The 12,860-nt window shown below is 64.2% G+C and carries 11 protein-coding genes; all 11 read left to right on the forward strand.

Annotated elements, in window-relative coordinates:
* The first annotated feature begins 82 nt into the window (after positions 1-82).
* On the forward strand, positions 83-946 hold the full coding sequence (locus KU43P_RS13915) for a MurR/RpiR family transcriptional regulator (RefSeq protein ID WP_317657956.1): 864 nt from the start codon (positions 83-85) through the stop codon (positions 944-946).
* Positions 947-967: 21 nt separating this feature from the next.
* Complete coding sequence (locus KU43P_RS13920) at positions 968-1,720, forward strand: transporter substrate-binding domain-containing protein (RefSeq protein WP_317657957.1); 753 nt, start codon at positions 968-970, stop codon at positions 1,718-1,720.
* Positions 1,721-1,846: 126 nt separating this feature from the next.
* On the forward strand, positions 1,847-2,566 hold the full coding sequence (locus KU43P_RS13925) for an ABC transporter permease (RefSeq protein ID WP_317657958.1): 720 nt from the start codon (positions 1,847-1,849) through the stop codon (positions 2,564-2,566).
* Positions 2,563-3,273: an ABC transporter permease gene (locus KU43P_RS13930; RefSeq protein WP_317657959.1), complete on the forward strand. Its 711-nt coding sequence runs from the start codon at positions 2,563-2,565 to the stop codon at positions 3,271-3,273. Before KU43P_RS13925 ends, KU43P_RS13930 begins: the two co-directional genes overlap by 4 nt.
* Positions 3,274-3,288: 15 nt before the next feature.
* Entirely contained in the window at positions 3,289-4,533 is a 1,245-nt protein-coding gene (locus KU43P_RS13935) for an NAD(P)/FAD-dependent oxidoreductase (protein WP_317657960.1), read from the forward strand.
* 22 nt (positions 4,534-4,555) lie between these two features.
* Entirely contained in the window at positions 4,556-5,338 is a 783-nt protein-coding gene (locus KU43P_RS13940; protein WP_317657961.1) for an amino acid ABC transporter ATP-binding protein, read from the forward strand.
* Between the two features lie 408 nt (positions 5,339-5,746).
* Positions 5,747-6,556: a gamma-glutamyl-gamma-aminobutyrate hydrolase family protein gene (locus KU43P_RS13945; protein ID WP_317657962.1), complete on the forward strand. Its 810-nt coding sequence runs from the start codon at positions 5,747-5,749 to the stop codon at positions 6,554-6,556.
* 566 nt (positions 6,557-7,122) lie between these two features.
* Positions 7,123-8,034 carry a 5-dehydro-4-deoxyglucarate dehydratase gene (gene kdgD, locus KU43P_RS13950; protein ID WP_317657963.1) on the forward strand — a complete coding sequence of 304 codons (912 nt, stop codon included), beginning with the start codon at positions 7,123-7,125 and terminating at the stop codon, positions 8,032-8,034.
* Positions 8,035-8,137: 103 nt separating this feature from the next.
* Positions 8,138-9,499: an MFS transporter gene (locus tag KU43P_RS13955; RefSeq protein WP_317657964.1), complete on the forward strand. Its 1,362-nt coding sequence runs from the start codon at positions 8,138-8,140 to the stop codon at positions 9,497-9,499.
* A gap of 77 nt (positions 9,500-9,576) precedes the next feature.
* Positions 9,577-11,130 carry a galactarate dehydratase gene (gene garD / locus KU43P_RS13960; protein ID WP_317657965.1) on the forward strand — a complete coding sequence of 518 codons (1,554 nt, stop codon included), beginning with the start codon at positions 9,577-9,579 and terminating at the stop codon, positions 11,128-11,130.
* Between the two features lie 132 nt (positions 11,131-11,262).
* On the forward strand, positions 11,263-12,843 hold the full coding sequence (locus KU43P_RS13965; protein ID WP_317657966.1) for an aldehyde dehydrogenase (NADP(+)): 1,581 nt from the start codon (positions 11,263-11,265) through the stop codon (positions 12,841-12,843).
* Positions 12,844-12,860: the final 17 nt, after the last annotated feature.

Raw genomic sequence — 12,860 nt, forward strand, 5'->3', positions numbered from 1 at the left:
CTGCAAGTGACAGCTATCTGTCAAATATTGACTTGATGACAGAAAACATCCATTTTCTGTTTCACACCTCTGGAGCAGCCGCATGAGCCCATCGATCAAGCAACGCCTGGAACACAGCCTGCAAGGGGCCGCAGCCTCGGGCCGCAAGATCGCCAGCTACATGCTCGCCAACCTCCACGAACTGCCGTTCCAGACCTCAGCCAGCATCGCTGCCAAGCTCGCTGTCAGCGAATCCAGTGTCGGACGTTTCTGCCGCTCCCTCGGTTATGCCCATCTCAAGGCGCTCAAGCAAGACCTGCAGAGCGACCTGGGCGACGGCCCGTGGCTGGTCGGTGATCGCTTGCAAGAATATCGCCAGCAGCAAGACGAGAGCGCCAGCACGGGCAGCCTGGAGCTGGAAATTGCCGCCTTGGTGCGCGTGCACGAATACAGCCGCAGCGAAGCCTGGCACCGCACCGCACAGCGCCTGGCAGAGCGGCCGCGGGTGTTCGTCGCGGGCTTTCAGACCGAACGCGGCATCGCCCAGTGCATGGCGCACCTGCTGCATTACCTGCGCGACGGCGTGCAGGCGGTCGATGGCAGTGCCGGGCATTTCGGCGAAGTGCTGCTGGGCCGCCCGGAAAACAGCGCCCTGGTGGTGTTCGAGGCTCGCCGCTATTCCCGCCATGCCCTGATGCTGTGCCAGAAGGCACGCCAGGCGGGCATCCCTGTCACGCTGGTGACCGACACCTTCTGTGACTGGGCCGATGCCAACGCCGACGAGGTGTTCCGCATCCCCACCGAGTTCAATCTGTTCTGGGAATCCACCTCGGCGATGCTGTCGTGGGTGCACCTGATGGTCAACGAGGTCTGCAAGAAACTCGGGCCTGATGTTGAAAAACGCTTGGAAGCGACTGCCGCTCTACATAACGAGTTCGTCGGCTACACGGCGGGCAAACAACAATAGCAAGAGTGCAAGAGGTGCAAGATGAACAAGACCATGGCTATGGTGGGTGCGTGTACCCTGCTGCTGGCGGGTGCGGCCAGCGCCGAAACCCTGCGCTTCGCCACCGAGGGCGCTTACCCGCCCTTCAACTATGTGGATGCCGATAACAAGCTGCATGGCTTCGACATCGACATCACCCACGCCCTGTGCGAGCAGATGGAGGTCGAGTGCACCCTGGTCGCCCAGGACTGGGAAGGCATCATCCCGGCGCTGATGGCGCGCAAGTACGACGCTGTGGTGGCCTCGATGATCGACACCGAGGAACGCCGCAAGAAGATCGCCTTCACCGACCATTACTACCGCACCCCGCTGACCGTCGCGGTGGCCAAGGACAGCAAGATCGCCGACGCCCAGACCGCCTTCAACGGCTACACCGTGGGCGCCCAGTCGTCCTCGACCCAGGCGATCTATGCCGAGGACGTGTACGCCAAGGCCGGCGCCGACGTGAAGCTGTACCCGACCATGGACGAAGCCAACGCCGACCTCGCCGCCGGCCGCCTGGATGGGGTGATCGCCGACAAGTTCCCGCTGCACGAGTGGATGAACAAGAACGGCCAGGACTGCTGCAAGGTCCTGGGTGACGTGGCCGGGACCAAGGCCGACGCCGCCATTGCCGTGCGCAAGGACGACGAGGCGTTGCGCCAGCGGTTGAACGCCGCGCTTGCCGCGATCGTTGCCAACGGTACCTACCAAAAGATCGCCAGCAAGTACTTCGCCTTCGACATCTACAACTGACTGTCGGCCCCTATCGCCGGCAAGCCAGCTCCCACAGATCCAGCACAGCACTCAGGTTCGGTGAGATACCTGTGGGAGCCGGCTTGCCGGCGATAGGGCCAGACCCGTCAGTACAAGGGGTACGTCATGCTCGACCAATTGTCCTTGCTTTCCTTCGCCAGCGGTGGCTGGGGCCAGGCGCTGCTGGCCGGGGCCCTGGTGACCGTTTCACTGGCCCTCGCCTGCCTGCCCATCGGCCTGCCCCTGGGCCTGGTCGTGGCCCTGGCGGCCCGCTCACGCAAGCGCCTGCCGCGGGCCTGGGCGACCACCTTCTCGACCGTGTTCCGCGGCCTGCCCGAGCTGCTGACTCTGCTGATCATCTATTACGGCTGCCAGATCGCCGCGCAGAAACTGCTGGCCGCCATGGGCTATGAAGGCGAGTTTCTGATCAACACCTTCCTCGCCGCGATGATCGCCTTCAGCCTGGTGTTCGCCGCCTTTTCCAGTGAAATCTGGCTGGCGGCCTTCAAGACGCTGCCCAAAGGGCAACTGGAGGCCTGCTCGGCACTGGGCTTGGGCAAGCGCACGGCATTCTTCAAGGTGGTGTTGCCGCAATTGACCCGCATCGCCCTGCCGGGCCTGTCCAACAACTGGCTGTCGCTGCTCAAGGACACCTCGCTGGTGTCGACCATCTCGCTGGTCGACTTGATGCGCCAGACCAACCTGGCGGTCAGCGTGACCAAAGAGCCGATGTTCTTCTACGGCGTCGCCTGCCTGGGCTACCTGCTGTTCTCAGCGCTGTCGGGGCGGGTGTTCGCCTACATCGAACGGCGCAGCAACCGCCACCTGCAAGGAGCACGCACATGAGTGCCGAACAATTGCTGGGCCTGGTCCTGGACCCCGACCTGTTGCAGCGCTATGGCCCGCGGTTTGTCGATGGCTTGGTGGTGACCGCCAAGCTGGTGGCTATTTCCTTCAGCCTGGGCGCCGTGCTGGGCCTGCTGCTAGCCTTGGCGCGCCTGTCGCGCAATCTGCTGCTGCAACGGCTGGCGGCCGGCTACATCTACATCTTCCGCGGCTCGCCGCTGCTGGCCCAGCTGTTTCTGCTGTATTACGGCCTTGGCTCACTCAAGGGCTTCTGGCAGGACGTCGGGCTCTGGTGGTTCTTCCGCGAGGCCTGGTTCTGCACCTTGCTGGCCTTCACCCTCAACACCGCCGCCTACCAGGCCGAGATCTTCCGCGGCAGCCTGATGGCGGTGGCACCGGGGCAGTACGAAGCGGCGCGGGCGCTGAACCTGAAACGCTCGACCACCTTTTTCAAGGTGATCCTGCCGCAATCGCTGCTGGTGGCCATCGGCCCGCTGGGCAACGAACTGATCCTGATGATCAAGGCCAGCGCCATCGCCTCGCTGGTAACGCTCTATGACCTGATGGGCGTGACCAAGCTGGCCTTCTCGCGCAGCTTCGACTTCCAGATCTACCTGTGGGCCGCGGTGCTCTACCTGGTGATCGTGGAGCTGGTGCGGCGTCTGCTCAAACACCTGGAAGCCCGCCTGGGCCGCCACTTGAACTGACTGAAGGATACATCCATGCATTGCCAGACCCTTGTCCTCGGCGCCGGCATCGTTGGCGTCAGCACTGCGCTGCACCTGCAAGCACGCGGGCGCCAAGTGATACTGATCGACCGCGACGAACCCGGCAGCGGCACCAGCCACGGCAATGCCGGGCTGATCGAGCGCTCCAGCGTGATCCCCTACGCCTTCCCTCGGCAGTTCGGCGCTTTGCTGCGCTACGGCCTGAACCGCCAGCCCGATGTGCGCTACAGCCTGATGCACCTGCCCAAGGCCGCGCCCTGGCTGCTGCGCTACTGGCAGCAATCGGCGCCGCGACGCCTGGCTGGCGCAGCCGCCGACATGCTGCCGCTGGTGCAGCGTTGCGTCGAGGAACACGACGCGCTGATCAAGGCTGCCGGCCTGCAAGGCCTGGTGCAGGCCAAGGGCTGGATCGAGGTGTACCGCGAGCCTGCGCTATTCGAAAAGGCCAAGGCCGAGCTCAAGGGCCTGGCCCGCTATGGCCTGAAATACGAAATCCTCGAGCGCGCCCAATTGCAGGGCCGCGAGCATCAGCTCGACAGCGCCGTGGTTGGCGGTATCCATTGGCTCGACCCGAAGACCGTGAACAATCCCGGCGCCCTCACCCATGGCTACGGCGCACTGTTCGTCCACCGTGGCGGGCAGTTCCTGCACGGTGATGCACGCAGCCTGCGCCAGGTCGGCAAGCAGTGGCAGGTCGAAAGCCAGCGCGGGCCAATCGTCGCCGACGAAGTGGTGGCCTGCCTGGGCCCGCAATCGGCGGAGCTTTTCCAGCAACTGGGCTATCGAATTCCGCTGGGCATCAAGCGCGGCTATCACATGCATTACGCCACCCGTAACGGCGCCCAGTTGCAGCATTCGATCTGCGACACCCAGGGCGGCTACGTGCTGGCGCCGATGGCTCGCGGCGTGCGCCTGACCACCGGGATCGAATTCGCCGCCAGCGACGCGCCGGGCAACGAAATACAGCTCGACCGCTGCGAAGCACTGGCCCGCAGGCTGTTTCCGGCCCTGGGTGAGCGCCTCGACGACAAACCTTGGCTGGGCCGCCGCCCGTGTCTGCCCGACATGCGCCCGGTGATCGGCCCAGCGCCGCGGCACAAGGGCCTGTGGTTCAACTTCGGCCATGCCCACCACGGCCTGACGCTCGGCCCTGTCAGCGGCCGCCTGCTCGCCGAGATGCTCACCGGCGAGCGCCCCTTTACCGACCCTGCGCCCTACAGCGCGGCTCGTTTCGACTGAAGCCCTGCGGGAGAACAACAACATGACCGCCCCTTTGAGCGTTGCCAGCCTTGCCCCCGAGCCCGATCCACGCCCGGTACTGATCCGTATCGAAGGCCTGAACAAGCACTATGGCGCCTTCCATGTGCTGCGCGACATCAACCTGCAGGTGCGCGAAGGCGAGCGCATTGTGCTGTGCGGCCCTTCCGGTTCGGGCAAATCCACCCTGATCCGTTGCATCAACCGCCTGGAAATCGCTCAACAGGGCAGCATCCAGGTGGACGGTATCGACCTGGCTGCCGCCACACGCCTGGCCGCCCAGGTGCGCAGTGAAATCGGCATGGTGTTCCAGCATTTCAACCTGTTCCCGCACATGAGCGTGCTCGACAACTGCCTGCTTGCGCCCACCAGCGTGCGCGGCCTGTCGCGCACGGATGCCGAGGAACGGGCGCGGATGTACCTGAACAAGGTGGGGATCGAGAGCCAGGCGCACAAATACCCCAGCCAGCTCTCTGGCGGCCAGCAGCAACGCGTGGCGATCGCTCGGGCGCTGTGCATGAAGCCGCGGATCATGCTGTTTGATGAGCCGACTTCGGCGCTCGACCCGGAGATGGTCGCCGAGGTGCTGGATGTGCTGGTGCAGCTAGCCGGTACGGGCATGACCATGCTGTGCGTCACCCATGAAATGGGCTTTGCCCGGCAGGTGGCGGAGCGGGTGCTGTTTCTGGAAGGTGGGCAGATCATCGAGGACAGCCCGCCGGAGGTGTTCTTCAACCAGCCGCGCACGGCGCGGGCCAAAGGGTTCCTGGCGCAGATCCTTCATTGATGCCACTGGCCCTGTCGCCGGCAAGCCGGCTTCCACAGGGTTCGGTGTGGTCCTTGTGGGCGCTGGCTTGCCGGCGATAAGGCCAGCGAACACACTTCAAGGCCCACTTCATTGCGCCGCTGCAATGATCCAACTGCGTCGTTAAATATTATTGACCTCGCCCCCTGCCAAACCCTTGCCGCCTCAGGCTCGCAAGGGTTTTACCCCCCGAATTTCGGCGCAAAACCCCTTCCCATGCCCCCTTCAGCCGTTTGACATATCGAACGGCTCTGGCAAGCTATCTACAAGCCCCGACCGGAATCGTCGCCTCTGACGAGCCGGCAGTGCTCGGGGCTTCAGGTGACACAACAGGCCACGCGCCGTGCACCTGCACAACAACGGCAGGTCGAACCTGCCATAAGGTGACATATGTCCAACAGCAACATTGGCAACAAGCAACCCTCCCTGCGTAAACCCGTCGTCCTGATGACCATGGGCAGCCAAGAGCGCAAAGGCCATGACTACCAGGTCATGACCCACAAATACATCACCCCGCTGGTCGAGTTCTCCGATTGTGTCCCGGTACTGGTGCCCACCTGCTGTGGCATCGAAGACCTCGAGACCTACCTGGACATGGCCGACGGCGTGTACCTGACCGGTGCCGGCAGTAACATCGAGCCGAGCCTGTACGGCCAGGAAAACCAGACCCCAGGCAAAGGCCAGGACGTCAACCGCGACCTGTTCGATATCCCGCTGGTGAAGGCGGCGATCAAGCGTGGCCTGCCCATCTTCGGCATCTGCCGTGGCATGCAGGAAATCAACGTGGCCCTGGGTGGCGACATCTACCAGAAGGTCTACGCCGAACCTGGCTTCAACGACCACCGGGAAAACCCGGAAGACCCGGTCGACGTGCAGTACGCCCAGGTTCACGGTGTGAAGATCAAGCCAGGCAGCTGGCTGCGTGACACCCTCGGTACCGACGAGATTCGCGTCAACTCGCTGCATGGCCAGGGCCTGCGCAACCTCGGCGCGGGTATCGAGCCGATCGCCCACGCCGAAGACGGCCTGGTCGAGGCGATTCACGCACCAAGCATTTCGCCGTTCCTGTTCGCCGTGCAGTGGCACCCAGAGTGGCAAGCCGCGAAGAACCCTGACTCGATCAAGATCTTCCAGGCCTTCGGCGACGCCTGCCGCGCCCAGGTGCGCAAGGCACAGGTCAAGCGTCAACACGCTGCCTGATTCTCAGCTTCGTTAGCTTTGATCGCGGGGCGGCGCAAGGTCGCCCCTGCTTTCCCGGTCACCCTCTGCTGGTCCCAGAACACTTCCCGTGGAAGCGGGCGGCGGGCTTGTGCCTGTCTCCGCGATCGTTTTTTTGCCTTTCCCCCTGTAGAGATACGATGACCTGGTTAGTGGTTGTCGTGAGATCGTCTGCGCCTGCGAGACCGAGCGCCGCCCGCGCGGTGCATCGCGGATGAATCCGCTCCTACATTTGTAGCAACGTACCTGTGCCTGATAGGCCACGGTTGCCTGCCTTGCTGGCTCGACGCGATTTTTCGGCGGGCGCCAAAGGCGGACAACCATGGCCTGACAGGCTGCGGCACGTTGCAACCGATGCAGGAGCGGATTCATCCGCGATGCGCCGCACGGGCGGCGCTCGATTTACGCCCCACCACAAATCCTGAGACAGGCACCTGTAACCCACAAAATTTTGCAACAGGGTACTAGCCATCGTGCAAGTTGTACGATAACTTACATCCAACGCAGAACAACACCCTTCACCCAAGCGCCACAGGATGCCTACAACAATGACTCCACAAGAACTGAAATCCATCCTCTCCCACGGCCTGCTGTCTTTCCCGGTCACCGACTTCAATGCCCAGGGCGATTTCCACCAGGCTGGCTACGTCAAGCGCCTGGAATGGCTGGCACCCTATGGCGCCAGCGCGCTGTTCGCCGCCGGTGGCACCGGTGAGTTCTTCTCCCTCGCGGCCAGCGAATACAGCCAAGTGATCAAGACCGCGGTCGACACCTGCGCCAAGTCGGTACCGATCCTCGCCGGCGTCGGTGGCTCCACCCGCCAGGCCATCGAATACGCGCAAGAAGCCGAACGCCTGGGTGCCAAGGGCCTGCTGCTGCTGCCGCACTACCTGACCGAAGCCAGCCAGGATGGCGTCGCTGCCCACGTCGAAGCCGTGTGCAAGTCGGTGAACATCGGTGTGGTCGTCTACAACCGCAACGTCTGCCGCCTCAACGCCGACCTGCTGGAAAAGCTCGCCGAACGCTGCCCGAACCTGATCGGCTACAAGGACGGCCTGGGCGACATCGAGTTGATGGTGTCGATTCGTCGCCGCCTGGGTGATCGTTTCAGCTACCTGGGTGGCCTGCCGACCGCCGAGGTGTATGCTGCGGCCTACAAGGCACTGGGCGTACCAGTGTATTCCTCGGCGGTGTTCAACTTCGTGCCCAAGACAGCGATGGACTTCTACCACGCGATCGCCCGTGACGATCACGCTACCGTGGCCAAGCTGATCGACGATTTCTTCCTGCCGTACCTGGACATCCGCAACCGCAAGGCCGGCTACGCCGTCAGTATCGTCAAGGCCGGTGCCAAGATCGCCGGTTACGACGCAGGCCCGGTGCGCACACCGCTGACCGACCTGACCGTCGAAGAGTACGAAATGCTCGCGGCACTGATGGACAAGATGGGTCCGCAATAAGCGCACCCCGCGGCCTGCCAATGCCGCGCCCGGAGTGGGCTGCCCCCACTCCGGCTACAACTCGTGAGCCCGCACAAAAATAACTAGTGGGAGTATTGCCAGCATGCAAGCGACGAAAAAGACGCATGTGCGCTACCTGATCCTGTTCATGCTGTTTCTGGTGACCACGATCAACTATGCCGACCGAGCCACCATCGCCATTGCAGGCTCCAGCCTGCAGAAAGACCTCGGCATCGACGCCGTCACCCTCGGTTATATCTTCTCCGCCTTCGGCTGGGCCTATGTGGCCGGCCAGATTCCCGGCGGCTGGCTGCTGGACCGCTTCGGTTCGAAGAACGTCTACGCCTTCAGCATCTTCACCTGGTCGCTGTTCACCCTGCTTCAAGGCTTCGTCGGCGGCTTGCCGGTCGCCTGGGCAGTGGTCACCCTGTTCACCCTGCGTTTTCTGGTCGGCTTCGCCGAAGCCCCGTCGTTCCCGGGCAATGCCCGCATCGTCGCGGCCTGGTTCCCCACCCAGGAGCGCGGCACGGCGTCTGCAATCTTCAACTCGGCGCAATACTTCGCCACGGCGTTGTTCGCCCCGATCATGGGCTGGATCGTCTTCAGCTTCGGCTGGGAGCATGTGTTCGTGGTCATGGGCGGGCTGGGTATCGTGTTCTCCATGGTCTGGCTCAAGACCATCCACAACCCGCGCCAGCACCCCCGCATCAGCCCTGCCGAGCTTGAACATATCGAGCAGAACGGCGGCCTGGTGGACATGGACCAGAAACGCGGCAACGACGGCCCGAAATGGGGCTACATCAAGCAACTGCTGACCAGCCGCATGCTCCTGGGCGTATACCTGGGCCAGTACTGCATCAACGCCATCACCTACTTCTTCCTGACCTGGTTCCCGGTTTACCTGGTACAAGAGCGCGGCATGACCATCCTCAAGGCCGGCTTCATCGCCTCTTTGCCGGCGGTATGCGGCTTCATCGGCGGCGTGCTTGGCGGGGTAATCTCGGACTGGCTGCTGCGCCGGGGCAACTCGCTGACCTTCGCGCGCAAGCTGCCGATCGTCTGCGGCCTGCTGCTGTCGACCACCATGGTGTTCTGCAACTATGTCGACGCCGAATGGATGGTGGTCGGCTTCATGACCCTGGCCTTCTTCGGCAAGGGTATCGGTGCACTGGGCTGGGCCGTGGTTGCCGACACCTCGCCCAAGCAGATCGCCGGCCTGTCCGGTGGCCTGTTCAACACCTTCGGCAACATTGCCTCGATCACCACACCGATCGTCATCGGCTACATCATCAGCGCCACCGGATCGTTCAAGTGGGCCCTGGTGTACGTAGGTGCCAACGCCCTGGTAGCGGTATTCAGCTACCTGGTGATCGTCGGGCCGATCAAGCGTATCGAATTGCGTGAACAAGCAAAGCCTGAGGCCGAACCCGCCGCCCGCGGCGAGCTGGCCGGCTCGCGTCACTGAGTGAACACGCCCGCCCCGGCACACCCGGGTGCGGGCAGCTGTACAAAGCCTGAGAACATGACAGACAGGGCCACACCATGCAGTTGATCGAACATTCCGACTCGCCCCGCTACGTCCGCCTGCACGACGACGATAACGTCGTAGTAGTGGTCAACGATGGCGGCCTGGGCGAAGGCGCCCGCTTCGCCGATGGCCTGACCCTGATCGAAGGCGTGCCGCAAAGCCACAAGGTCGCCACCGTGCACATCGCCAAGGGCGAGCCGGTGCGCCGCTACGGGCAGGTCATCGGCTACGCGTTGGAAGACCTGCGCCAGGGCAGCTGGGTGCAGGAGAGCCAGTTGGCCATGCCCGCCGCCCCGGAACTGGACAGCCTGCCACGCTGCGATGCGGTGCCAGCCCCCTTGCCGCCGCTGGAGGGCTTCACCTTCGAAGGCTACCGCAACGCCGACGGCACCGTCGGTACCCGCAATATCCTGGGCATCACCACCACCGTACAGTGCGTGACCGGCGTACTGGAGCATGCGGTCAAGCGCATCCGCGCCGAACTGCTGCCCCGGTACCCCAACGTCGACGACGTGGTAGCCCTCACCCACAGCTACGGCTGCGGCGTGGCGATCAACGCCCGTGATGCCTATATCCCCATTCGTACCGTACGCAACCTGGCGCGCAACCCCAACCTGGGCGGCGAAGCACTGGTGATCAGCCTGGGCTGCGAGAAGCTGCAGGCCGGCCAGGTGATGCACGACAACGACCCGTCGGTGGACCTCAGCGAGCCATGGCTGTATCGCCTGCAGGATGCCAGCCTCGGTTTCGTCGAGATGATCGAACAGATCATGGGCCTGGCCGAAACCCGTCTGAAAAAGCTCGACCAGCGACGTCGTGAAACCGTACCGGCCAGCGAGCTGATCCTGGGCATGCAATGCGGTGGCAGCGATGCGTTCTCCGGCATCACCGCCAACCCGGCGCTGGGCTATGCATCCGATCTGCTGGTGCGTGCCGGCGCCACCGTGCTGTTCTCGGAAGTGACCGAGGTACGCGATGCCATCTACATGCTCACCTCCCGCGCCGAAAACCAGGATGTGGCTGACGCACTGGTGCGCGAGATGGACTGGTACGACCGCTACCTGCAGCAGGGCGCAGCCGATCGCAGTGCCAACACCACACCGGGCAACAAGAAAGGCGGCCTGTCGAACATCGTCGAGAAATCCCTCGGTTCGATCGTCAAGTCCGGCAGCGGTGCCATCCAGGGCGTGCTCGGCCCAGGCGAGCGGGTCAACCGCAAAGGCCTGATCTTCTGCGCCACCCCGGCCAGCGATTTCGTCTGCGGCACCCTGCAGCTTGCCGCCGGCATGAACCTGCACGTGTTCACCACCGGGCGCGGCACGCCTTACGGCCTGGCCATGGCGCCGGTGGTCAAGGTCTGCACCCGCACCGAGCTGGCCCAGCGCTGGCCCGATTTGATCGACATCGACGCCGGTCGCATCGCCAGTGGCCGAGCGAGCATCGAGGAACTGGGCTGGGAGCTGTTCCACTACTACCTGGACGTGGCCAGCGGCCGCAAGCAGACCTGGGCCGAACAGCACCGCCTGCACAATGACATCACCCTGTTCAATCCGGCCCCTATTACCTGAGCCATGGCCCATGTGGGAGCCGGCTTGCCGGCGATGCGGGCACTGCGGTGCCTGGCACCGGCTAGGCCGGTGATCGCCGGCAAGCCGGCTCCCACTATCCCTCTTTGATTCCATCACCTACAGGAGCACACCATGCCTGAGATTCTTGGCCACAACTTCATCGCCGGCCAGCGCAGCGCCGCTGGCCAGCAGCGCCTGCAGAGCCTGGACGCCAGCACCGGCGAGGCACTGCCCTACAGCTTCGTCCAGGCCACCGAGAACGAGGTCGACCAGGCGGCCAAGGCAGCCGCTGCGGCCTTCGCCGAATTCCGCCAGCTGGCGCCTGCACGCCGCGCCGAGTTCCTCGACGCCATTGCCGCCGAACTGGATGAACTGGACGACGCCTTCGTCGCCATCGTCTGCCGTGAAACCGCCCTGCCTGCAGCGCGCATCCAGGGTGAACGCGGCCGCACCAGCGGCCAGATGCGCCTGTTTGCTCAGGTGCTGCGCCGTGGCGACTACCTGGGTGCACGCATCGACCTGGCCCTGCCCGACCGCCAACCACTGCCACGGGTAGATTTGCGCCAGATGCGCATCGGTGTCGGCCCGGTGGCAGTATTCGGCGCTAGCAACTTCCCGTTGGCCTTCTCCACTGCCGGGGGCGACACCGCTGCTGCGCTGGCTGCGGGTTGCCCGGTGGTGTTCAAGGCGCACAGCGGCCACATGGCCACCGCCGACCTGGTGGGTTGCGCGATCGAGCGTGCCGCCGTGCGTACCGGCATGCCCAAGGGCGTATTCAACATGGTCTTCGGCGGTGGTGTCGGTGAATGGCTGGTCAAGCACCCGGCAATCCAGGCGGTCGGCTTCACCGGTTCGCTCAAGGGCGGCGACGCCTTGTGCCGCATGGCCGCCGAGCGTCCGCAGCCGATTCCAGTATTTGCCGAGATGTCCAGCATCAACCCGGTGATCATCCTGCCGGGCGCCCTGGCCAAGCGTGGCGAGGCCATTGCCCGCGAGTTGGCCGGCTCGGTCTGCATGGGTGCCGGCCAGTTCTGCACCAACCCAGGCCTGGTGATCGGCCTGCAATCGCCTGAATACAGCCAGTTGCTCGCCGACCTGGGCCAGCACCTGGATGCCCAAGCCGGGCAGACCATGCTCAACGCCGGCGGCCTGCGCAGCTACGTCGGCGGCCTGGAGCACCTGCAGGCTCACGCCGGCATTACCCACCTGGCCGGCCAGGCCCAGCAAGGCAGCCAGGCACGCGCCCAGCTGTTCAAGGCCGATGCCCGTCTGCTGGTCGAATCCGACCCGCTGTTGCAGGAAGAAGTGTTCGGCCCGACCACCGTGGCGGTCGAGGCCCAGGACAATGCACAACTGCGTGCCGCCCTGCTCGGCCTGCGTGGCCAGCTGACCGCGACGCTGATCGGCGAGCCGGAGGACCTCGAAGCCTTTGCCTGGCTGGTACCGTTGCTCGAAGAGAAGGTAGGCCGCATCCTGGTCAACGGCTACCCGACCGGTGTCGAGGTGTGCGATGCGATGGTCCATGGCGGCCCTTACCCGGCCACCTCCGACGCGCGTGGCACCTCGGTGGGTACCTTGGCCATCGACCGTTTCCTGCGCCCGGTCTGCTATCAGAACTACCCACAGACGCTGCTGCCTGAGGCGCTGCGCGACAGCAACCCGCTCGGGCTGCGACGCCTGGTGAACGGTCAGTGGAGTGATGGGGCGATCTGAATGCCCTGATGCAAGAA

This window comes from Pseudomonas sp. KU43P, assembly GCF_033095865.1.
In the GTDB taxonomy this organism is placed as follows: Bacteria; Pseudomonadota; Gammaproteobacteria; order Pseudomonadales; family Pseudomonadaceae; genus Aquipseudomonas.

What these genes read in the sequence shown, in the direction of transcription:
- KU43P_RS13915 (WP_317657956.1), top strand. Translation starts at nt 83, where the DNA reads ATGAGCCCATCGATCAAGCAACGCCTGGAACACAGCCTGCAAGGGGCC.
- KU43P_RS13920 (WP_317657957.1), top strand. Translation starts at nt 968, where the DNA reads ATGAACAAGACCATGGCTATGGTGGGTGCGTGTACCCTGCTGCTGGCG.
- KU43P_RS13925 (WP_317657958.1), top strand. Translation starts at nt 1,847, where the DNA reads ATGCTCGACCAATTGTCCTTGCTTTCCTTCGCCAGCGGTGGCTGGGGC.
- KU43P_RS13930 (WP_317657959.1), top strand. Translation starts at nt 2,563, where the DNA reads ATGAGTGCCGAACAATTGCTGGGCCTGGTCCTGGACCCCGACCTGTTG.
- KU43P_RS13935 (WP_317657960.1), top strand. Translation starts at nt 3,289, where the DNA reads ATGCATTGCCAGACCCTTGTCCTCGGCGCCGGCATCGTTGGCGTCAGC.
- KU43P_RS13940 (WP_317657961.1), top strand. Translation starts at nt 4,556, where the DNA reads ATGACCGCCCCTTTGAGCGTTGCCAGCCTTGCCCCCGAGCCCGATCCA.
- KU43P_RS13945 (WP_317657962.1), top strand. Translation starts at nt 5,747, where the DNA reads ATGTCCAACAGCAACATTGGCAACAAGCAACCCTCCCTGCGTAAACCC.
- kdgD (WP_317657963.1), top strand. Translation starts at nt 7,123, where the DNA reads ATGACTCCACAAGAACTGAAATCCATCCTCTCCCACGGCCTGCTGTCT.
- KU43P_RS13955 (WP_317657964.1), top strand. Translation starts at nt 8,138, where the DNA reads ATGCAAGCGACGAAAAAGACGCATGTGCGCTACCTGATCCTGTTCATG.
- garD (WP_317657965.1), top strand. Translation starts at nt 9,577, where the DNA reads ATGCAGTTGATCGAACATTCCGACTCGCCCCGCTACGTCCGCCTGCAC.
- KU43P_RS13965 (WP_317657966.1), top strand. Translation starts at nt 11,263, where the DNA reads ATGCCTGAGATTCTTGGCCACAACTTCATCGCCGGCCAGCGCAGCGCC.